General features: G+C 61.5%; 16 protein-coding genes. 7 read left to right on the top strand and 9 right to left on the bottom strand.

What is annotated here, in order from left to right:
• Window positions 1–21 precede the first annotated feature (21 nt).
• Together ntrB and FIU28_RS10240 are read right to left on the bottom strand one after the other, a co-directional pair.
• Window positions 22–861, bottom strand: a complete 840-nt coding sequence (ntrB, locus tag FIU28_RS10245) for a nitrate ABC transporter permease (protein ID WP_143572834.1) — start codon at window positions 859–861, stop codon at window positions 22–24.
• A gap of 155 nt (window positions 862–1,016) precedes the next feature.
• On the bottom strand, window positions 1,017–2,399 hold the full coding sequence (locus tag FIU28_RS10240; protein ID WP_143572833.1) for a CmpA/NrtA family ABC transporter substrate-binding protein: 1,383 nt from the start codon (window positions 2,397–2,399) through the stop codon (window positions 1,017–1,019).
• A 413-nt stretch (window positions 2,400–2,812) separates the two neighbouring features.
• Between FIU28_RS10240 and FIU28_RS10235 the strand changes: the two genes are divergently transcribed.
• The 3 genes from FIU28_RS10235 (at window position 2,813) to FIU28_RS10225 (ending at window position 4,364) form a co-directional block, all read left to right on the top strand.
• Complete coding sequence (locus FIU28_RS10235; protein ID WP_143572832.1) at window positions 2,813–3,505, top strand: hypothetical protein; 693 nt, start codon at window positions 2,813–2,815, stop codon at window positions 3,503–3,505.
• A 227-nt stretch (window positions 3,506–3,732) separates the two neighbouring features.
• On the top strand, window positions 3,733–4,047 hold the full coding sequence (locus tag FIU28_RS10230; protein ID WP_168202906.1) for a BrnA antitoxin family protein: 315 nt from the start codon (window positions 3,733–3,735) through the stop codon (window positions 4,045–4,047).
• Between the two features lie 32 nt (window positions 4,048–4,079).
• The gene (locus FIU28_RS10225) at window positions 4,080–4,364 is read left to right on the top strand and encodes a helix-turn-helix domain-containing protein (protein ID WP_143572830.1); all 285 of its coding nucleotides are present in this window, start codon (window positions 4,080–4,082) and stop codon (window positions 4,362–4,364) included.
• A 289-nt stretch (window positions 4,365–4,653) separates the two neighbouring features.
• On the opposite strand, the gene FIU28_RS10220 is transcribed toward FIU28_RS10225, so the two are convergent.
• The 3 genes from FIU28_RS10220 to FIU28_RS10210 are packed head-to-tail and all read right to left on the bottom strand — an operon-like array spanning window position 4,654 to window position 8,929.
• A complete protein-coding gene (locus FIU28_RS10220; protein WP_143572829.1) occupies window positions 4,654–5,325 on the bottom strand; it encodes an HNH endonuclease in 672 nt (223 codons plus the stop codon).
• 47 nt (window positions 5,326–5,372) lie between these two features.
• Window positions 5,373–8,054, bottom strand: a complete 2,682-nt coding sequence (locus tag FIU28_RS10215; RefSeq protein WP_143572828.1) for a DEAD/DEAH box helicase family protein — start codon at window positions 8,052–8,054, stop codon at window positions 5,373–5,375.
• On the bottom strand, window positions 8,054–8,929 hold the full coding sequence (locus tag FIU28_RS10210) for a hypothetical protein (RefSeq protein ID WP_246660935.1): 876 nt from the start codon (window positions 8,927–8,929) through the stop codon (window positions 8,054–8,056). Before FIU28_RS10210 ends, FIU28_RS10215 begins: the two co-directional genes overlap by 1 nt.
• 36 nt (window positions 8,930–8,965) lie before the next feature.
• On the opposite strand from FIU28_RS10210, the gene FIU28_RS10205 reads away from it, so the two are divergent.
• Window positions 8,966–10,161 (top strand): IS3 family transposase gene (locus FIU28_RS10205; RefSeq protein WP_441351643.1). Its coding sequence is split into 2 segments (ribosomal slippage): window positions 8,966–9,227 and window positions 9,227–10,161, totalling 1,197 coding nucleotides; the frame shifts between segments, so codons are not numbered across the junction.
• Window positions 10,162–10,171: 10 nt separating this feature from the next.
• Here FIU28_RS10205 and FIU28_RS10200 read toward each other — a convergent pair.
• The 3 genes from FIU28_RS10200 to FIU28_RS10190 all read right to left on the bottom strand — a co-directional run bounded on the left by FIU28_RS10200 (window position 10,172) and on the right by FIU28_RS10190 (window position 14,031).
• The gene (locus FIU28_RS10200; RefSeq protein ID WP_143572826.1) at window positions 10,172–11,620 is read right to left on the bottom strand and encodes a site-specific DNA-methyltransferase; all 1,449 of its coding nucleotides are present in this window, start codon (window positions 11,618–11,620) and stop codon (window positions 10,172–10,174) included.
• A 192-nt stretch (window positions 11,621–11,812) separates the two neighbouring features.
• On the bottom strand, window positions 11,813–12,634 hold the full coding sequence (locus tag FIU28_RS10195; protein WP_143572825.1) for an isocitrate lyase/PEP mutase family protein: 822 nt from the start codon (window positions 12,632–12,634) through the stop codon (window positions 11,813–11,815).
• A gap of 182 nt (window positions 12,635–12,816) precedes the next feature.
• Entirely contained in the window at window positions 12,817–14,031 is a 1,215-nt protein-coding gene (locus FIU28_RS10190) for a TrmJ/YjtD family RNA methyltransferase (RefSeq protein ID WP_143572824.1), read from the bottom strand.
• Between the two features lie 263 nt (window positions 14,032–14,294).
• Here FIU28_RS10190 and FIU28_RS10185 point away from each other — a divergent pair, with 263 nt between their 5' ends.
• The 3 genes from FIU28_RS10185 to FIU28_RS10175 all read left to right on the top strand — a co-directional run bounded on the left by FIU28_RS10185 (window position 14,295) and on the right by FIU28_RS10175 (window position 19,632).
• Window positions 14,295–16,025: an alpha/beta fold hydrolase gene (locus tag FIU28_RS10185; protein WP_143572823.1), complete on the top strand. Its 1,731-nt coding sequence runs from the start codon at window positions 14,295–14,297 to the stop codon at window positions 16,023–16,025.
• A gap of 115 nt (window positions 16,026–16,140) precedes the next feature.
• Window positions 16,141–17,361 carry an NADP-dependent isocitrate dehydrogenase gene (locus FIU28_RS10180; protein ID WP_143572822.1) on the top strand — a complete coding sequence of 407 codons (1,221 nt, stop codon included), beginning with the start codon at window positions 16,141–16,143 and terminating at the stop codon, window positions 17,359–17,361.
• A gap of 201 nt (window positions 17,362–17,562) precedes the next feature.
• A complete protein-coding gene (locus tag FIU28_RS10175) occupies window positions 17,563–19,632 on the top strand; it encodes a prolyl oligopeptidase family serine peptidase (protein WP_143572821.1) in 2,070 nt (689 codons plus the stop codon).
• 2 nt (window positions 19,633–19,634) lie between these two features.
• Here the strand turns inward: FIU28_RS10175 and FIU28_RS10170 are convergent, their stop codons facing one another.
• Complete coding sequence (locus FIU28_RS10170) at window positions 19,635–20,867, bottom strand: cyclic nucleotide-gated ion channel (protein ID WP_143572820.1); 1,233 nt, start codon at window positions 20,865–20,867, stop codon at window positions 19,635–19,637.
• Between the last annotated feature and the right edge of the window lie 2 nt (window positions 20,868–20,869).

The raw sequence follows: 20,869 nt of genomic DNA, 5'->3' as shown, positions 1-20,869 counted from the left end.
TAGATTACAAATCGCATCGCCCTACTCCGGAAAGGTGACGAGGCGGGTGCATTGCGCCAGTATCTGATCGAGGATCATGCCGACCACGCCGATCATCAGGATCGCGATGATCACATTGGTGATCGACAGATTATTCCACTCGTTCCAGACGAAGTAACCAATCCCCGTTCCACCGACCAGCATTTCAGCCGCGACGATCACCAGCCAGGCGATGCCGATCGAGATCCGCATGCCGGTGAGGATGGTTGGTGCTGCGGCCGGCAGGATGACGGTGAAGGCGCGGCGGAGGTGGCCCACTTCCAGCGTGCGCGCGACATTGATCCACTCTTTTCGCACCGCGGCGACGCCGAACGCGGTGTTGAGCAGCATCGGCCAGATCGCACAGATGAAGATCACGAAGATCGCCGACAGTCCGGAATCCTTGATCGTGTAGAGCGCCAGCGGCATCCAGGCCAGCGGCGAGATCGGCTTCAGCACCTGGATGAAGGGATCGAGCGCGCGGCTCATCAGGGGCGACATGCCGATCAGGAAGCCCAGCGGAATCGCCACCAGCACGGCGAGCAGATAGCCGATCCCCACGCGCGCGATCGAGTACGCCAGCTGGATGCCGAGGCCCTTGTCGTTGGGGCCGTTGTCGTAGAACGGATTCCGGAGATGCTCCCACAATTTCGCGCCGACATCGAGCGGACCCGGCATCGCGGATTTGCCGGCGGTGGCGGTGAGGCCCATCAGCTTGGCATATTCCGGCGACATGGTCGCGGCCGTGCCGGTGCCGCGCGTGGCGAGGTGCCACACGCCGAGGAAGGCCGCAAGGATGAGCAGCGAAAGCAGCGCTGCGCGGAAGCGAAGGGAGAAGGTCATGTGGGTTCTCCACCCTCCCCTGGAGGGGGAGGGTCGGCTGCGAAGCAGCCGGGGTGGGGTGACAGCGCTTCAGCATTCACCCCCTCCCGACGATACTTCGTATCGTCGACCTCCCCCCTCGAGGGGGAGGTGAAGCAAGCAGCGCGGACCATCACTCACGTCGCCTTCTTGATCTTGAAGCTCGCCAGATATTCCTTCGGCTTTTCGGGATCGAAGGTCTTGCCCATCACCTGGAACGACTTGTAGGCGGAGGCCGGCGGCGTCAGGCCCATTTCCTTCATCACCTTTCCGGTGTCGGCGGCGAGATAGATCTGCTCGGCGACGCCCTTGTAGTCGACGTCGCCCTTGATCTGGCCCCAGCGCTGCATCTGGGTCATCATCCACACCGCGAACGACTGCCACGGGAACGGATCGAATTCGACGCGCTTGGGATCGACCTTGATGTTGCCAAGGCCGTCGGCATAGGTGCCGGTCAGCACCTGCTCCAGCACCACCGGCGGCGCGTTGAGATAGGCCGCCGGCGCGATCGCTTCCGCAATCGACTTGCGGTTCTCCGGCTTCGAGGCGTAGGCCGTGGCGTCGACGATGGCGCGGGTCAAGGCTGCGAACGAGTTCGGCGACGTCGTGATGAATTCGCGCGAGGCCGCAAAACTGCAGCACGGATGGCCGTCCCAGATTTCCTTCGACAGAAGATGCATGAAGCCGACGCCGTCATAGATTGCGCGCTGGCAGATATTGTCGGGTGCTAAGAAGCCGTCGATGTTGTCGGCGCGCAGATTGGCGACCATCTCCGGCGGCGGCACCGAGCGGATCTGGATATCGGTGTCGGGGTCGATGCCGTGCTCGGCGAGATAATAGCGCAACAGATAATTGTGCATCGAGTAGTCGAAGGGGACTGCGAGCTTGAAGCCCTTCCAGTCCTTCGGGTCGCGTCGGTCCTTGTGCTTCATGGCAAGGGTAATGCCCTGGCCGTTGATGTTCTCGATCGCCGGCACGGTATAGGGGATCGGCGTCGAGCCGAGCCCCAGCGAGATCGCGATCGGCATCGGCGCCAGCATGTGCGCGGCGTCGTATTCCTTGTTGATGGTCTTGTCGCGGATCACCGCCCAGCCGGCGGTCTTGACGACGTCGACCTTGAGGCCCTGCTTTTGATAGAAGCCGAGCGGGTCGGCCATGATGATCGGCGTGGCGCAGGTGATCGGGATGAAGCCGACCTTGAGGTCGGTCTTCTCGAGCTTGCCGGCGCCTTGCGCGAACACTTCGGTCGCCATCTTGATCGGGAAGAACTGCGACAGCACGCCGAGCGCCGCCGAGGCGCCGACCGATTTCAGGAAGGCGCGCCGCTGGATCTCTTTCGGAAATACCGCGCGCATCACCGCGGAAGCGACCACGCCCTCATAGCGCTTCGCCTCGTCCTGCGGCGCCGCGCAGGCGAGCTGCATGGCGGCGTCATGTTCCTCGGCGCTGGCGTGCTGGCCGCAGGGGCAGCCGGAGCGCAGACGACGGGCGGGATCGAACGGATTGTCGAATGTGGACATGGGACCTCCTGCGTGGACGCTACCGATCTGTACGCAAGGAGTGTGCCAGCCCCCGCGCGCCGGCGCGGCGCGGCCAGATGGGTGCTGGCGAACCCCCGGCGCAAGACGGCCGGCGGCTTCCCGGCCGGGTGATTAAATTTGCGGCAGCGTATCGCGTCGATTGCGGGCAGATGGATGCTGGTAGCGCCGCCGCCCCCCTCTTTGTCGTTCCGGGGCGCGGGCGGCGCCAGCCGAACGCGAACCCGGAACCTCGAAGTGTTTTGCGCTGAACATGTCGAGGTTCCCCGCCACTCCAACTGGAGTGGCTGAGGTTCGCTCGCGCTGGCGCGCTCCCGCCCCGGAACGACAGCTAGTTGCTTTTATCCCTATTAGGTATATAATCTTCGCCTGTCCGTAACGTAAAGGGAGTGAGCATGCCCGACCCTCTCGTTCCCCTCTTCCATCCCCGCATCCGCGCCCTCGACGACACCGTGCTGCGGATATCGCCAACCCCGGCGGAGGACGGCCCGCCGCCGGTGGCGGGCGGCCGCCCCAAAGGCTGCAAGCGGCTGCACACCAATGCCACCGTGGCCCGGGTGCGCCAGCTGATCGAAGACACCACGCTGACCCACAAGCAGATCGCGGCGAGGACCGGCACCAGCGCCGGCACCGTCGGCGTCTGGACGCGCGGCTTCGGCTGGAAGCGCCACCCGTTTGCGCCGCGCTGCACCGACACCGTGCCGACCGCGCGCGCCGGCCGCAGGCTGAAGCTGCGCCTGCTCGGTCACAAATTGTATGAGCTCGCCGAGCGCTGCGTGCAGCAATTGTGGGAAGACCCTTTGGTCGATCTCGACCGGCTGATCGAGGCCATGCAGGTGCTCAACATGGCGCGGCTCTACGTCAAGGGCCGCGGCCGGCCCGGCAGACCCGGCCAGGCGCCATCCACCGGGAAAGAGTGGCTCGACCGCGACGCAGCGATGCGCGCAGCACTCAAGGAGCTGCGCCGCGGCGGCGTCCGCCTCGACCGCATCCCCGAAGCCGCCATGGCGCTGCTGGAAGACGCGCATACGCCGCCGGAGCGGGACCATCCGGCGTTCAAGCCGAGGGGGCCGAGAAGGAGGAAGTAGTCAGTTCGATGGCGCTCCGTCACCTCTCCCCGCTGGGGAGAGGTCGGATTGCAAAGCAATCCGGGTGAGGGGGCTGCGCGTCGCCGATGCGCCGTCATGCAGGACACTGATCTGACTTTTGTCTAGCTCAGTGTCCTGCATGGAGCTTAACTGGCACCCGGCCAACAAGCGGGAGCAACAGCGGTATGAGCAAGGCCAAGACTAGCACCACCAAGGCACGGGCCATAATGGTAGACGGTAAGCCCTACGGCAGGAAAACCGACGGCAGCCTCGTGCCGCTGACGGGCAAGACCGACTGGACGCGCCTCGACCGGATGACGCCCGTGGAGGTCGAAGCGATCGCCGCTGCCGACAGGGACGGCGCGCCGATGAGCGACGAGGACTGGGCCAAGGCCGAGATCGTCCATCCGCACAAGGTCGCGGTCGGCCTCAAGCTCGATCATGATCTGCTCGGCTGGTTCAAATCCCAGGGCAAAGGCTACCAGACCCGCATCAACACCATCCTGCGGCATTACTACGAAACCCATCGCAAGGCGGGTTAGGCCGCGGCGCGCGATAATGCGAGGAATCGACGATGACCGAGCAGCGTTTCGACAGCGTCTGGGACGCCCTTGAAAACTCGCCGGCGGAGGCCGCCAACATGAAGGCGCGCGCCGGCCTGATGATCGCCATCCGAGACGCGATGGACGGCTGGCAACTGTCGCAAGCCGAAGCAGCCTCGCGGCTCGGCGTGACGCAACCGCGCATCAACGATTTGCTGCGCGGACGGATCGACAAGTTCAGCCTGGACGCGCTGATGATCCTGGCGACGCAAGCGGGGCTGACGGTGGAGTGGCGGGTGGGCAAGCCGGCGGCGTGAGGAGCTCGACCGCGACGCCGCGATGCGCGCGGCGCTGAAGGAGCTGCGCCGCGGAGCGTCAGGCTCGACCGCATCCCCTACGCCGCGATGGCGCTGCTGGAAGACGCGCATACGTCGCCGGAATTGGACAATCCGGCGTTCAGGGCGCGGGCGCCGAGAGGCGGCGCTAGTGCGCAGAATTGTCAGAACCAGTTTTGGCGGGCGACGCAAGTACCCGACTTTACCGATCGACTATTAATCCTCGCAGTTCAGGCGGCAGCATCCTGAACGTCCAGTTTTGAAAGAACTATTAGATACGGTTGCTCTTGCAGAGGTTGCAGCTCTCGCAGAGCAATTGCAGATTTCTGATCGAATTTGACCCCCCTCGCGAAAACGGCACGATGTGGTCGAAACACAAGCGCTCCCGTGTAGTACACTCAACGCAACGCCCACCATCCCGCTGCCAGACTTCGCGCTGAACTATTCGCGGTATTGCTTCTCGGCGTGGCTTTATAGGTCCGGCTTTTGGCATCGATGCTGGATCGATGAGTTGAGACCCACTATCAGCACTCGATTCATCAGCCTCCAGCGGATTCAACGTCCCCTTCGTATCACCGTGCGATTTGACCTCGGGTCGCGGGGCATTGGTGAGCATCGCTCGAATATATTGCGCTACATCATCTAGCTCTGCTGCATTACGGATTATCATTTTGAGGGCTGGCTCACCACGCCTCAAGCCGACCACCGGGTAAGTCCCGCTATGTCGACCTGCCTCGCCTGGGTATTCGAGAGCAATTTCCGGTACAGTCTGATCTCCACCGGGATAAGGCAGCCAAACAAAGGCGGCGTATTCGCGGTTCGGCTGGTCCATCTGCAGGACTACCCCAACATCACTGGAAAGACTCCACGATTTGACCTTGACGTTCTCGCGTGACGGGGACCCAAACTCTTTTGTAAATCGTTCAACGACCGCAGATTTCATGTGATCTCTAATGTTGCATTTATAGAAATGCTGCTAGAATGTGCATCTTACAGCTTGTATTCTCGAAAGCCCTCGCTCAGGCCCTTGAAGGATTTGGGACTGTATTTCTCGAAGCTTTCTTGATCAACGTAGACAAAGTCATACGCGACATCGGACTGCACCCTGTTGATGTCCTCGCACCATTGCCGCAGCCGCGCCATTTTCAGCGGCACATCGAGGTCTTCCTGACCCTTTGTCTCGACAATGAACGTGCGATTTGGCCCAAGCTTGACTAGAAAATCGGGATAGTAGTTCGAGATATTGCCATCCGCGTTGACGTAATCCAGTTTGAAATTCACGGCAAAATAGTTCTTCGCATAGGACACGACATCGACGCAGCCATCGAGAAAACCAGCGAAGACGAGTTCCAGATGACTATCTCCCACAATCCGGTTAAAGACGCTCTTCTTTGGGACGACATACCCCTGATCTTTCGTCACGAACGGCCGCGTTTGACGGAGCTTGATCGTGTCTCGGATCTCTGCATCGCCCTTGTCTTTCACGGTCAACGCATTGATGGCCTTTTTGAAGCCCTCGAGCAGCGCTTTAGTTGCAGCCAGCTCCGACAAATTCCGCAACGTGTTTGGGCTCTCAAGATCGACCTCCCGGCCGAACAACTCCGATTGCACAAACGCTTTAACCTTGCCGTAAAGCACGTCATAGCCGCTGACTAAGCGAAGATCTTTCATGATCGTCTGGGCAAAATATCCCAGTACGCTCCGAAAATCGGCAACTCCAGCAGTATCAAGGATGGTTGTATGGGTCACGGCGCCCGTGGTGATATCCTTGAAGACGATTTCGCGCTGTTCCTCCTCGCTGAATGTAAGATAGGCGGCGATCTGATGCCCGAATGAGGTCACATCGAGATCGCCGAGCGATTTGTATTCGCGATAGATGCGCGGCGTCATCACCGGGATTTCGATGTCGAGTGCGTCGATGTCCTTCTTTTCGTTTTCGTTATCGATCTCGATCACCAGCGGCGTCTTCGGCTTGGTGCCATCGCCCATCGCCTTGCGTTCCAGCTCGACACCCTCGGCCTGGATGGATTCAACAAACTCCATAAAGGCATCAGTACCAACGACGCTGACATATTCCTCAATTCCACCAGGATACATTTTGCGAAGGCCACGACCGAGCGTCTGCTCCGGCAAGATATTACTCTTGGAAGAATAAGCGCGCAAACCGACGATGGTCGTCACGTTGCGGACGTCCCAACCTTCTTTCAGCATCAGTACCGATACGATGGCCTTGTACGGACTTGCCGGATCATCGATCTCGTTGGCCTGCTTGCGGAGCAATTCGAGTTCTTCCTTAGCCTTGCCGGAGGCGGCTTCCGAAATATCGCCATTAGATTTTGTGTGGATGACCAGCACAGCGCCTTTCAGATCGGGATAAACACCTTCAAGATAGGCAGCCACGTCATCACAGTTTCGAGTGTCATCCGTCATGACGAATAGGATGGCCTTCTTACCAAGCTTCCGGTGCTCGGCGTCGGCCTTCCGCCATTCGATCACGCCCAAGTCGATATAATCTGCATATTTCTCAGTGTACTTGGCACTTTGCCGCTCCGATAGCTTCGCTCGGCTTGGGGCATCGGGGAGCACCGGATGCTTGACGACATTTTGCGAGATCGCTTCGACTAGCGGGTAGTCGGCAATCGTTTGAACGAAGATTGCGCCGTTGTTGTGCTTTGGCGTCGCCGTCACGTCGATCTGCAATGAAAGAGCCGAGCCCTTCTGCAGAAGCCGGTTATGAATATCCTCGATCGACTTGAACCAGGCCAGCCGCGAGTCATGGATATGATGGGCCTCGTCGTTCAGCACCATCAGTTCGTCGATATCCCGGACGATCATTCCGAGATCAACCTTGGAGTCGGTTGTTGCTCCGGTCGGCCGCTTGCCGAGGAAGTAGTCCATCGTGTCGTCGTCATCAGGCGATGGTGGGATGTCCTCCCCGGCATAAACGCGGTGGATGTTGGTCAGGAAGATGTTGCCGGTCGGCTGCGCGATCCGCACCTCGTCCTGCACATGCAACGTCAGTTGGAAATCATCCCGCCAGTTACGCCCGTCAAAACCATTGTCAGGAATTACAGGATCGTTAAAGAACAAGTGCAGACCCTGAAAATCCTTGTAGATGCGATCCAGAACGATGATGTTGGGCGCGATCACCAGAAAATTGCGGGCAAGCGCCGAACCCGGCTCATAGAGCTTGTGATAAAAGCTCCAGGCGAGGGCGAGGCTCAGAACCTTGGTCTTGCCTGCACCGGTCGCCATTTTGACGACGAACCGCCGCCATGTCTCATCGAACATACTGGCGGAAACGGCGCCGCTGCTGTCGAACCGCATCAGGTCGAATTTGTCTTTCACGCCGACCACATCGGTCAGATAGATAATCGTCTCCAGCGCCTCGCGCTGGGAAAAGAAATACTGAAACTCCGCCATCGTGCCGTCGGCCTGCGGGATCAGATGCGGAGTTTTGAACCACCAGTTCAACAGGCTACGGCTGGTGTCGGACGCGCCTACATATCCGCCGTCGCGAAACTCCTTCACTTTCTGGCGCAAAACCGCCACGAGGGGCGGCATCAGCTTGTCCATGCTAGTCGCGCGAAGCGCCTCGTCGGCTGGAAACCAACGTATCGCAGGATCGAGGATCGCGTGCGGTGAATTTGGAAAGTCCGGGTGCAACGCCATTACTTTTTCTTTCCCACCGTCACTTCGGCGATCGTCATGGTATCGTTGCCAAAGATATCCACCACCTTCACGGCAATCTTTCGCCTCCCGGGCGGGCATTCGTGGGCCACGCTGGTCAGTTCAAGCTTACGGTTCTTTTTCGTACGAAACGACTGCCATTCATTTTCAAAGATGTAGTCGCCCGTCCAAGTTTCCTCCCATTCACCTGTGTCAGGGTGTTGGAGGCGGATGATTTCGCGCTTGTTCTCGAAATCGAAATCGACTGACCAATAGTCAATCCAGTCAGTCCAGTTTTGAGTAAGCGTCGCGCGGCTGACGATGCCGTTTTCGTCCTTGCTGACTTTGACGATCTGCCCCTTCTCGACGACGATCTTGGTTCCCTTATCTTTCAGGCCCGCCTCGGCATTGGCAATCGAATCTTGGGAATAGAATACGGAAAAGTCGGTCAATTCGACCGCGACACTGCCCCCTTTGACGTGTGGTTTGATCTCGATGAATGAGACATCATGGAATACAACTTGGTGCTTCTCAACTGCGCGCTTGTCGAACACATCGGCAGGAATATATTTTGGGGCGATGTCAATACCTTTCGCCCGCGCGTCGTCGAGAACGTTGGGGAACAGACCCATCTCAAACTCGAAACCGAGAATATCGACTTTGGTAATATGCTTCTTGCGGCATTCGAGAATGATCTCTTCCACGAACAGCCGCGAAACCGGCATGTTGACCGGGCCAACCGCAACCAGACGTCCCGCGCGCTTGCCGCTAAAACTGATGAAGCCATCGGTCCGCTCGGCGCGATAGGCCCGCAGAATGAGATCGAGGAACGCGCCCTCCTTTTCCTCAAGTGACCTGCGCCCCTGAACTTCCGCCAAAAATGGGTAGAATCCGTCACCTGAAGGGAGACGGAGATGAAGCAGTCGAGGTTCACGGAAGAGCGGATCATCGCGATCCTGCGGGAGCACGAGGCAGGCTCAAAGACCGGGGACGTTTGTCGCAAGCACGGGATCAGCAGCGCGACGTTCTACAAATGGAAGGCGAAGTATGGTGGGCTCGATGTGTCGGAGGCCCGCCGCCTGAAGGTTCTGACCGACGAGAATGCCAAGCTAAAAAAGCTGCTGGCCGAAGCGATGCTCGACAACGCCATGTTGAAGGATCTCAATTCAAAAAAATGGTGACGCCCGTCGCGAAGCGACAAGCTGTGGCTCACCTTTGTTCAAGTTTTGAGGTCAGCCAGCGGCGGGCGTGTGCGGTCATCGGAGCGGATCGAACCTCGGTACGCTATCGCAGCGTGCGGCCCGACGATGTTGTCATTCGCGCGAGGTTGCGCGAACTGGCCAATATCAGACGGCGGTTTGGCTACCGTCGCCTGCTCCTACTGTTGCGCATCGATGGCGTTTCGATCAATCACAAGAAGCTGCGGCGTCTGTACGCCGAGGAGCGGCTTCAGGTTCGACGGCGTGGTGGTCGCAAGAAAGCGCTGGGAACAAGGGCTCCGATGACGTTGCCCCAAGGTCCCAACCATCGCTGGTCGCTCGACTTTGTCAGCGACACGCTGACCGACAGCCGGCGCTTCCGCATGCTGGCCGTGGTGGACGACTTCACCCGCGAGTGCATCGCATTGGTTGCCGATACGTCGCTCTCGGGCACAAGGGTCGGCCGAGAGCTCGATGCGGTGATCGCCCGGCGTGGTCCCCCGCTAACGATCGTCAGCGATAACGGTACCGAATTTACCAGCATGGCCATCTTGCGATGGTCACAGCAGACCAGGATCGAATGGCACTACATCGCACCAGGCAAGCCGCAGCAGAACGCATTCGTAGAAAGCTTCAATGGGCGCCTGCGCGACGAACTCCTGAACGAGACGTTGTTCTCGTCCCTCAACCATGCCCGCGAAGTCCTTGCTGAATGGCAGGACGACTACAACACCGTCCGCCCTCACAGCGCGATCGGCAATCTTCCACCGGCTACCTATGCCAAGCTCCACGCGTCCGACATGCAACGGGACGGACCGCATGAGCTGATTTGGGGCTCCGCGCCCCGTCCCGTTGCATCACCGAGCCACACAGGCTCAAATGATCAAAGGATTCTTCCCATCGCTGGATGAAGCTTGGGGCTCAGGTCACAAGCTGCTTCCGTCGCTGCTCATCGCGAAGATTCGGATTCACACCAACATAATGCTGACGCTCGTAGCGGCCCAGATTAAGAATTTCAAAGGCTCGATAGTCCTTACCTTCGGCTTTTAGCCCACGCTGCACACCTATCATACGCTTGCGGGTGGTGTGCACGGAAAATTTACCTAGATCACAAGCGATCCATTTTCGCCCGAGCCGCTTTGAGACAGCAGCAGTGGTACCAGACCCCGCAAAGAAATCCGCTACGAGATCACCTTCATTTGAAGAAGCATCAATAATTCTCTCAAGTAGCGCTTCAGGTTTCTGAGTTGGGTAGTCAACATTCTCGCCACTCTGCTTTACTGAGTTTCCGCTAATATCCGACCAAACATTTGGCCGTTGCTTTCCTTTCTCTAGCCGCTCCTCAAGATAGTATTTTTCCCGTATCGAAGACTCGGTAAAATATAGTCGATTGTCATTGTCTAACTGCCGCATCCTCGTTTCATTAAACCGCCACCCCTTCGTCGGGGGCGGAAAACTGCGACCGTCTAATGATAGATATGTGTATTTAAGATTTTCCCTATGTGCAGGATTTATAATAGGTTGCGTATTATATGCACCCCTCCCGTCACCATCGTTCATATTGAACGACTTCACATCTTTTTCAGACAACCCTTCGATCATTGGAGAAAAATTGTATTTTTCACTTTTAGTGTACCACATAATGTAATCGGCGTTCTTTGGCAGATTATTGTAAACGGGCTTCCCTGCCGAAGTTCGCTGCCAAATTATTTCATTACGGAAACCGCGTTCACCAAAAATTTCATTTAAGACCAATCGAAGGTGCGCGCTCAGCCTGGAGTCGCAATGCACATACAGGCTGCCTTCTGCTGCAAGGAGATCGCGCATGAGCACTAAACGCTCGTAAATCATTGCAACAAATGAGTCCGCTCCTCTGCCCCAAGTGTCTCGATAGGCAATTTCTTCGAGAATGTTGGGTTTCTTTGTGAACGTGTCTCCGCCGATCTCTATATCTACTGAAAAATCCGCACCGACATCGAACGGTGGGTCAATATAGATGAGCTTTAGACCTCCTTGGCGCTCGATTTCCTCACGCAATGGCCCATTTTTTAAAGATGATAGAATGAGCTTATTATCGCCCCAGATGAGTTTGTTTGACCAGCCCTTGAGCTGCCGGCCCCTACTGTCAGTCGAAAATAGATCCTTCTGTGAAGCAGTGTCTTCCGGCTTTTCGGCGCGCGGCTCGTCGACCTGTTCGATGGTCTGGAATGGCAAAACGACATTGCAAACCTCGTTGGTCTTGCCGTTCCAGACCAGTTCGATCTCGCGTTTATCCTCGAACAGTAGGAAGCGATACTTGTCCGGCAGCGGCTTGTCGGCCTCGACAAATCGGATGATGTCCTGCTGTTCCTGTTCAGTCAGCCGCGCCATGCCCGCCTCATCCCTTGTTTTCAACTAACGTTCAAACGCCGATTCCGCTTACCCGTTCATGCAGCAAGCGGGCGATGCCGGCAAGGCCAGCTCAATTTTTGCCGCGCCGTCATTTGCTTTTCCTGAGAAGTTCATTTTTTCAATGTTCTAAGTTCACTCGCGCAGGGGTGCTCGCGCCCCGGAACGACAGTTCTATGGCTTTGCAAACAACCCATTCAACTCCGCGCCCTTCGCCGCCCCCGCGAACGCCGTGAACGTGCCCTGCTCCGCGATCTCCGTCGCCGCCCCCATGAACCCCGCCCAGGCCACGCGCGCGAGCGCGCCGCCGACGCTGATGCGGCGGACGCCGAGGTCGGCCAGCGCCTGCACCGTCATGGTCGGCTGCACGATCAGCAAATTGACCGGCTTGGGATGCACGGACTTCACCAATGCGGCGATGTCCGCGGGCGTGCTGATGCCCGGCGCATAGAGGCAGTCGGCGCCCGCTTCGGCGAAGGCGGTGAGCCGCGCGATGGTTCTGGCGAGGTCGCGCTCGCCGGTGAGAAAACCTTCGCAGCGCGCCACCAGCATCACGGCGGGATCGACGCCGTCGATCGCCGTGCGCGCGGCACGGATGCGCTCGACCGCGAGGCGGTCGTCATAGAGCGGCTGGTCATTGCGGCCGGTGGAATTCTCGATCGAGAGGCCGGCCACGCCGGTGCCGACGGCGCGAGCGACGTTATCAGCAACGCCGTCGGGATCATCGGCGAAGCCGGCCTCGAAATCGGCGTTGAGCGGCAGGTCGGTCGCCGCATTCAGCATGGTGAGGTGATCGATCACGTCGTCTGACGTGACATGGTTGTCGGCGCGGCCGGTCGACCAGGCATAGCCGGACGAGGTCGAGGCCAGCGCCTTGAAGCCGGCGCGGGCAAGATAGCGCGCGGAGCCCACGTCCCAGGGATTGGGGAGGACGAAGCAGCCCTGTTCATGCAGCTTGCGAAACGCGGCGCGTTTCTCGGCGGTGCCGATCGCCATCGTCGCCTCCCTGTTGGGCCCAGTACCGGTCGCGGCCGGGCGACGTCATCGTAGCCCGGATGGAGCGCAGCGTAATCCGGGAATGTCGGGTGCGTGGAAGCGCCGGTCCCGGATTTCGCGGAGCTTATCATCGGGCGCGCTACGCGCGACCCGTTGGCTTCATCCGGGCTACGGCTGAGAGATCATGCCTCCCCCGGCATGCTCCCCGCCAGCGCCGTCTCCAGCCGCGCCAGCACGGCGTCGAGATCGCCGGTCACCTCGGACGTAGACATCGCCACCACGGTGTAGCCGCGCTCCTGCAGCCACGCGGTGCGCGCGGCGCGGTCGGTGACGATCATTTCGGTCTCGTCGGCATTGACCAGCTCGATCGCGGTGCGTTGCGGGAAGGAGACGAAATCCGGGATGTGGCGGCCGACCGGGGTCTGGCGCTTGAACTGGCCGGCAAAGCGGCGGTCGGTGCGCAGCGCTTCCCACAGCAGGCGCTCGGCGTCGGTCGGGTTACGGCGCAGGAGGCGCGCGAGGCCGCGCACGGTGCCGCTCTCGTGCGGGGATGCGCCCTGGCCGTGTTCGGCCAGCAGCGCGCGCAAGCGCGTGGCCTGTTCGCCGTCGAGCACGCCGCCCTTGGCCGGGCCCTTGCGGCCCTCGGCGATCGCCATCACCACGCCGTGCAGCGTGTGCATGTCCTGCTTGGTCGGGTCCATCCGCGAAAAGATGTTGCGCAGATTGACCAGCATGGTCTCGCGCTTCTCCACCGGGCGCAGGAATTCGACCTTGTCGAGCTCGCGCACCAGATTGTCGAAGAACGCCTGCATCTGGTGCTGCGAGGCGGGCTCGGAGCGCTCCGGCATCGCATAGGGCAGCGCGCTTGCCGTGGCGTGCTTGAAGCATTCGTAACCGCACAACAGCACGGCCTGCGCCAGGTTGAGCGAGGCGAAGCCCGGATTGACCGGGAAGGTGATGATGCGGTTGGCCAGCGCCACCTCTTCGTTGAGCAGGCCGTAGCGCTCGCGGCCGAACATTATGCCGGCGGTGGCGCCGGTCGCGACATGGGCGATCGCCTCGCGCGCGGCGGCTTCCGGGGCGACCACGGGCTTGGCCTGGTCGTGGGCGCGCGCGGTGGTCGCGAACAGCAGCGTGCAGTCGGCGACCGCTTCCTCCACGGTGTCGAACAGCTCCACCTTGTCGAGGATGTGGTCGGCGCCGGAGGCGGCGCGGCGCGCCTGCACGTTCGGCCAGCCGTCGCGCGGCTTGACCAGGCGCAGCCGCGTCAGGCCGAAATTGCCCATCGCGCGCGCCGCCATGCCGATGTTCTCGCCGAGCTGCGGCTCGACCAGCACCACCACGGGGCCGGCGATCTCGATCATCGCTTTGCTCTGGTCGGTGCCTGAACCGGACATTTACTTCACCTTCTGATTCAACGTCGCAAGAAGCGGCCGGGCGCCTGACATCAGGCTGGTGCGCCCGCTCGCGCTGCTGCTGTTCCTCCATCCCGGCCGTTTTATCAAGCCGAATGATGGGCTTGGCCGCTTTTCCCGAGATCCTTAAGAAAGTGTTTCACAAGTTCCATGAGCCTGTTTTCTTTCATAAAACTTTCGCCTATTAGTCGAAAACGCAAATGAAACGAACCTGCGGCGTGGACCGCGGGGTGGGGGAGGATGAGATGCGCGCACATTGGACGTTGGCCATTTTCGGGGCCATCTTGATGCTGGCAGGCTCGCTGCTGGCGCATTTCACGCAGACGACGGGCGGCATCACGGTCAAGGACATCCGCTTCACGGGCGCCCGCGGCCAGACCATGAGCGCCCTGCTCTACACCCCGCCCGGCGCCACCGCGAAGACCCCGGCCCCCGGCATTCTCGCCGTGCACGGCTACATCAATTCGCGCGAGACCCAGGACGGCTTCGCCATCGAATTCGCCCGCCGCGGCTATGTCGTGCTGGCGCTCGACCAGACCGGCCATGGCTATAGCGACGGCCCGGCCTTCTCCAGCGGCTTCGGCGGGCCGGACGGCCTCGCCTATCTGCGCAGCCTCGACATCGTCGACAAGGCCAATATCGGGCTTGAGGGCCATTCGATGGGCGGCTGGACCATCCTGTCCGCGGCCACCGCGATGCCGAACGACTACAAGGCGATGGTGCTGGAAGGCTCGTCGACCGGCAAGCCGTTCGCCGCCGACGGCACGCCGGTCTGGCCGCGCAACCTCGCTTTGGTGTTCGCCAAATATGAGGAATTCTCCACGCTGATGTGGGGCGTGCCAAAGGCGCGCGACGTCGTCACCAGCCCGAAATTGTGGGCGCTGTTCGGCACGACCGCGGCCGTCGAGCCCGGCCGCGTGTACGGCGATATCGGCCAGGGCACCGCGCGGGTGCTCCATACGCCGGCGATCACGCATCCCGCCGAGCACATCTCGCATGAGGCGATCGGGCATGCGCTCGACTGGTTCGGCAAGACGCTGACCGGCGGCACGCCGCTCCCGGCGACCGACCAGATCTGGTTCCGCAAGGAGATCGGCACCGGCCTCGCGTTGCTCGGCTTCATCGCCTTCCTGCTCGGCATCTTCAATGGCCTTTTGAAAGCCCCGATGTTTTCGCGGCTGATGCTGCCGGTCCCGGTCGACGGCACCCAGCCCGCCGAGACCCCGGTCGACCGCGGCCGCTGGCTCGGCGCGCTCGCGCTGTCGGCGCTGCTGCCGGCGCTGACCTATTACCCGGCATTCGCGCTGGCATCGACCTATGTGAAGCCGCAGGCCTGGCTGCCGCAGGGCATCACCAACCAGATCGTGGTCTGGGCGCTGATCAACGCCGCCATCGCTTTGGCCTTGATGCCGTTCGCGCCGAAGCGCGCCAGCCGGCGCGGCATCGTCGGCCTCTCGGTCGGTATTGCGCTGGTCACCGTGGCCTGCGGCTATCTGGCGCTGTGGCTGGCCGATCTCGTGTTCAAGGTCGATTTCCGGTTCTGGATCCTGGCCCTGAAGCTGCTGAGCGGCAAGCAGGCGCTGATGGCGCTGATCTATCTGGCGCCGCTCACCGTCTTCTTCGTGGTGGCGTTGCACGTCCTGCACCGCAATTTCTCGACCCTGTCGGCGCGCCCGGGTGCGGTCTATCTGACCAATATCGTGGCGCTGGCCGGCGGCTTCGTGGTGCTGCTCGGCGTGCAATATGGCGCGCTGTGGCTGAACGGGCAGCTGATCGATCCGGCGCCCCTGGTGCTGACCTCGATGCCGCTGAACACCATCGTGGCGATCCAGTTCCTGCCGCTCTTGGCGATCGTGGCGGTGATTGCCACCTTCACCTGGCGCCGCACCGGCTCCAGCCTGCCCGGCGCGCTGATCTGCGCCTTGCTGGTGGACTGGTACGCGGTGGCGGGCACGGCGACGCAGGCCGCGTTCTGAGCCAAAATTTGGGCGGAAATGGCATGGCCCGTCGGCTTCCGCCGACGGCCGGCCGGTGCTATAGCCCCCCTCACCATCCCCTGCCCACCGCAACGCGATAAAGGCCCGATCATCCATGGCAAAAATCAAGGTCGCCAATCCCGTCGTCGAACTCGACGGCGATGAAATGACACGCATCATATGGCAGTACATCAAGGACAAGCTGATCCATCCTTTCCTTGATATCGACCTGCAATATTACGACCTTGGCATGGAATACCGCGACAAGACCGACGACCAGGTCACCGTGGACGCGGCCAATGCGATCAAGAAGGTCGGCGTCGGCGTCAAATGCGCCACCATCACGCCGGACGAAGCGCGCGTGAAGGAATTCGGCCTCAAGCAGATGTGGAAGTCGCCGAACGGCACCATCCGCAACATCCTCGGCGGCGTGATCTTCCGTGAGCCGATCATCTGCAAGAACGTGCCGCGCCTGGTTCCCGGCTGGACCAAGCCGATCATCATCGGCCGCCACGCCTTCGGCGACCAGTACCGCGCGACTGATTTCAAGTTCCCCGGCAAGGGCACGCTGACGATGAAGTTCGTCGGCGAAGACGGCCAGGTCATCGAGCGCGAAGTGTTCCAGTCGCCCGGCGCCGGCGTGGCGCTGGCGATGTACAACCTCGACGATTCGATCCGCGACTTCGCCCGCGCCTCGCTGAACTACGGCCTGTCCCGCGGCGTGCCGGTGTATCTGTCGACCAAGAACACCATCCTCAAGGTCTATGACGGCCGCTTCAAGGACATCTTCGAGGAGATCTTCGAGGCCGAGTTCAAGACCAAGTTCGAAGCCGCCAAGATCACCTACGAGCATCGCCTGATCGACGACATGGTCGCCGCGGCGATGAAGTGGTCCGGTGGCTACGTCTGGGCCTGCAAGAACTATGACGGCGACGTGCAGTCCGACACGGTTGCGCAGGGCTACGGCTCGCTCGGCCTGATGACCTCGGTGCTGCTGACGCCGGATGGTTCGGTGGTCGAAGCCGAAGCCGCCCACGGCACCGTGACCCGCCACTACCGCGAGCACCAGAAGGGTAAGGAGACCTCGACCAACTCGATCGCGTCGATCTTCGCCTGGACGCAAGGGTTGGCCCACCGCGCCAAGCTGGACAACAACGCCGAACTGGCGAAGTTCTCCAAGACTCTGGAAAAGGTCTGCGTCGACACCGTCGAGGCCGGCTACATGACCAAGGACCTGGCACTGCTGGTCGGCGCCGACCAGCGCTGGCTGTCCACCACAGGCTTCCTCGACAAGGTCGCGGAAAACCTGACCAAGGCGATGGCGCCCGCCGCGTAAGCGACACGCCACGCTGACCAAAACCAGTCCGGGCTGCCGCAAGGTGCCCGGACTTTTTGTTAGAAAGGCACTGCATCTAACGCCGTCATTGCGAGGAGCCCTTGCGACGAAGCAATCCAGTTCTTGCAGAGTTTGCGGCCTCTGGATTGCCGCGTCGCTTCGCTCCTCGCAATGACGACCTCTGGCAGTTGGATATTCCCCATGACCGCACCGAACAATCCATCCGATGGCAGCCACGATCCCCTGCTCTGGCTCGAGGAGATCGAGGGCGAGCGCGCGGTGGCGTGGGTCGAGGCGCAGAATGCGCGTACCGATGCGGCGCTGTGCGACGACGCCTATCGCGCCGACTACGACGCGGTGCTGAAGATCCTCAATGCCGACGACCGCATTCCCTTCGTCGGCAAGTCCGGCGAGCATCTGTACAATTTCTGGAAGGACGCGGCGCATCCGCGCGGGCTGTGGCGGCGCACGACGCTCGCGTCCTACAAGACGGACACGCCGGACTGGGACGTGTTGCTCGACATCGACGCGCTCAACGCCGCCGAAGGCATCTCCTGGGCCTTCGCTGGCGCGGCGCGCTCGCCGGATCACAGCCGCGCGCTGATCAGCCTGTCGTTCAACGGCACCGATGCCATCGAACTGCGCGAATTCGACATCGCGACCAAGAGCTTCGTGACCGACGGCTTCTTTCTGCCGAAAGCGAAGACCCGCGCCGGCTGGCTCGACCAGGATACGCTGCTGATCGGCAGCGCGCTGGACGCTGCCGACACCACCGTGGCCGGCTATGCCCGCGTGATCCGCAAGTGGCCGCGCGGCACGCCGCCCTCCGCCGCGGAAACCATGTTCAAGGCCGAGACGCAGGACGTCGCGGCGTGGTTCGGCATCAACCGCCGGCCGACACATCAGCGCGTGATGTACTGGCGCGCGCTGGATTTTACCCGCTCGCACATCTTCGTCGAACAGGCGCAGGGGGAGCACGCCGGCAAGCGGCTGCGGCTCGCTCTGCCCGATGAAGTCTCGATCTCCTGCGACGCCGACGACCTCTTCGTCAGCCCGAAGCAGGACTGGACCGTCGACGACGTCACCATCCCGAGCGGTGCGCTGGCGGCGATCAATCTCGACCGCTTCATCGATGGCGGACGGGACTTCGAGATCATCTTCAAGCCCACGCCGACCCGCGCGCTGCAGTCCTGGCTGGAGACGCGGCATGGCGTGGTGCTGGAAATTCTCGACAACGTCCGCGGCCGCATCACGCTGGCGCGGCGCGACGGCGAGGGCTGGAGCGAGACCGCGATCCCCGGCCTGCCCGACAACGCCTCGATCTCAGCCGCGGCGTTCGGCGGCGAGGACGACCCGCAGCTCGGCGAGGACGTGATGCTGACCATCACCGGCTTCGACCGGCCGACCACCACGGCCCTGTGGCACGGCGCCGGTCCGCTGGAAGAGCTGAAGCATTCGCCGCGCTCATTCGCGCCTGATGGCATCGAGGTGAAGCAGTGCCATGCGGTGGCCGCCGACGGCACGCACATTCCGTATTTCCTGATCGGCAAGCATCTTGATGATACCAGCAAGCCGCGGCCGACCATCCTGTACGGCTATGGCGGCTTCGAAGTATCCTTGACGCCGTCTTACATGGGCATCACCGGCAAGCTCTGGCTGGAGCAAGGCCATCTCTATGCGCTCGCCAACATCCGCGGCGGCGGCGAGTTCGGCCCGGCGTGGCATCTGGCCTCGCGCAAGATCACCAAGCACGTCGCGCATGATGACTTCGCCGCGGTGGCACGCGATCTCGCAGCCTCCGGCGTGACGTCGGCGCACAAGCTCGCCTGCCACGGCGGCAGCAATGGCGGGCTGCTGGTCGGCAACATGCTGACGCGCTATCCGGACCTGTTCGGCGCGGTCTGGTGCAGCGTGCCGCTGCTCGACATGGCGCGCTATACCAAGCTATTGGCCGGGCAAAGCTGGATCGCGGAATATGGCGATCCGGAAATCACCGAGGAGTGGGATTTCATCCAAAAATTCTCGCCGTATCACCTGATCGAGACCGGCAAAACCTATCCGCCGATCTTCATCACCACCAACCGCACCGACGACCGCGTGCATCCCGGCCACGCCCGCAAGATGGCGGCCAAGCTGGAAGAACTCGGCTATCCTGTGTGTTTTAACGAGACGGTGGCCGGCGGACATTCCGGCGCGGTCGACAACAGCAAGCAGGCGCAGAGCCAGGCGCTGGGCTTTGCGTTTCTGCGCAAGACGATCGGGACGACCTGAACTCAGTCGCTCGACGTCGGGCCTGGTGAAGCCAGCGCGATTTCCTCGGCCGCGATGTCGCCCTTCGGGCCGTCCGGCGTATCGGCCAGCCGTGCCTTGGCGGTTTTCTCGATATGCGCGGCCAGCGCAGGCACGCGCGCGATCAGCGCATGGAAGTCTTTCGCGTCGAGCGCCAGCAGCCGGGTCTTGCGGGTTGCCGTCACGGTGCCGCTGCGATCGGCCCGGCGCAGCAGCGCGATCTCGCCGAAAAACGTGCCCTCCGCCAGCCGCACCCGCTGCGTCGGCATTTCGATCTCGACTTCGCCTGCGGTGATGAAATACATCGACGACGCCGGCTCGCCGCGGCGCACCAGGATCTCGCTGCTCTCGATGGTCTGGGCGCGCAACAGCCGCATGATGTCGGCGATTTCTTCGGCGCCGAGTTGCGAAAACAGCGGCACCCGCGCCAGCATGCTCCAGGTCACGACAAAATCGCGACGATGCACTTCGTCGGCGAAGGCGCGTGCGACGATCGCCACCGGCAGCGCAATCATGATCAGGCCGCCGACGATCGCAAACACCGACACCAGCCGGCCCATCGCCGTGACCGGTACCACGTCGCCATAACCCACGGTGCCCAGCGTCACGATCGCCCACCACATGGCGGCGGGGACGTTGCCGAACTTGTCGGGCTGCACATCGTGCTCGATGCCGTAGAGCAACGATGCGAACAACAGAACCGCACCGACCAGGATGACCAGGCAACCGAAAAGCGCGCGGCGCTCGGATTGCAGCGCCGCCAGCAGCGAGCGCATCGCCGGCGAATAGCGGACCAGTTTGAGAAACGGCAGCATGCCGCATACCACCATGGTGGCGCGGTCGCCCATGAACATCGCCATCCACGATGGCAGGAAAGCAAGCACATCGATCACGCCGAGACTGCTGAATACGTAGTTGAGTTGCAGCCGCCTGGCGCTGATGCCGCGCTGCGGCGCATCCGCCGCCACCGCCCATAGTCGCGCCAGATATTCCAGCGTGAACAACGTCAGCGCTGCACGGTCGATCAGCGTCAGCACCAGGTCAAAGCGGGCATCGATCTCCGGCACGGAAATCAGGATCATCGCCAGCACGTCGACGATGATGATCGCGACGATCAGGCGGGCAACGCGACTGCCCGCGGAATGCGGCAGGTGGTCGTGCTCCAGCAACTGACAGAGCCGATCGCGAAATCCAGTCGCGTTCGGCTGGGTGCTCATGG

This window comes from Tardiphaga sp. vice154 (assembly GCF_007018645.1).
Taxonomy (GTDB): domain Bacteria; phylum Pseudomonadota; class Alphaproteobacteria; order Rhizobiales; family Xanthobacteraceae; genus Tardiphaga.
Note: the sequence above shows the minus strand (reverse complement) of the source record. Positions and strands in the feature narration are given on the sequence as shown.

Bases quoted from the DNA above. Each gene is read 5' to 3' on its own strand.
- ntrB (WP_143572834.1), bottom strand. From the start codon at position 861: ATGACCTTCTCCCTTCGCTTCCGCGCAGCGCTGCTTTCGCTGCTCATC.
- FIU28_RS10240 (WP_143572833.1), bottom strand. From the start codon at position 2,399: ATGTCCACATTCGACAATCCGTTCGATCCCGCCCGTCGTCTGCGCTCC.
- FIU28_RS10235 (WP_143572832.1), top strand. From the start codon at position 2,813: ATGCCCGACCCTCTCGTTCCCCTCTTCCATCCCCGCATCCGCGCCCTC.
- FIU28_RS10230 (WP_168202906.1), top strand. From the start codon at position 3,733: ATGGTAGACGGTAAGCCCTACGGCAGGAAAACCGACGGCAGCCTCGTG.
- FIU28_RS10225 (WP_143572830.1), top strand. From the start codon at position 4,080: ATGACCGAGCAGCGTTTCGACAGCGTCTGGGACGCCCTTGAAAACTCG.
- FIU28_RS10220 (WP_143572829.1), bottom strand. From the start codon at position 5,325: ATGAAATCTGCGGTCGTTGAACGATTTACAAAAGAGTTTGGGTCCCCG.
- FIU28_RS10215 (WP_143572828.1), bottom strand. From the start codon at position 8,054: ATGGCGTTGCACCCGGACTTTCCAAATTCACCGCACGCGATCCTCGAT.
- FIU28_RS10200 (WP_143572826.1), bottom strand. From the start codon at position 11,620: ATGGCGCGGCTGACTGAACAGGAACAGCAGGACATCATCCGATTTGTC.
- FIU28_RS10195 (WP_143572825.1), bottom strand. From the start codon at position 12,634: ATGGCGATCGGCACCGCCGAGAAACGCGCCGCGTTTCGCAAGCTGCAT.
- FIU28_RS10190 (WP_143572824.1), bottom strand. From the start codon at position 14,031: ATGTCCGGTTCAGGCACCGACCAGAGCAAAGCGATGATCGAGATCGCC.
- FIU28_RS10185 (WP_143572823.1), top strand. From the start codon at position 14,295: ATGCGCGCACATTGGACGTTGGCCATTTTCGGGGCCATCTTGATGCTG.
- FIU28_RS10180 (WP_143572822.1), top strand. From the start codon at position 16,141: ATGGCAAAAATCAAGGTCGCCAATCCCGTCGTCGAACTCGACGGCGAT.
- FIU28_RS10175 (WP_143572821.1), top strand. From the start codon at position 17,563: ATGACCGCACCGAACAATCCATCCGATGGCAGCCACGATCCCCTGCTC.
- FIU28_RS10170 (WP_143572820.1), bottom strand. From the start codon at position 20,867: ATGAGCACCCAGCCGAACGCGACTGGATTTCGCGATCGGCTCTGTCAG.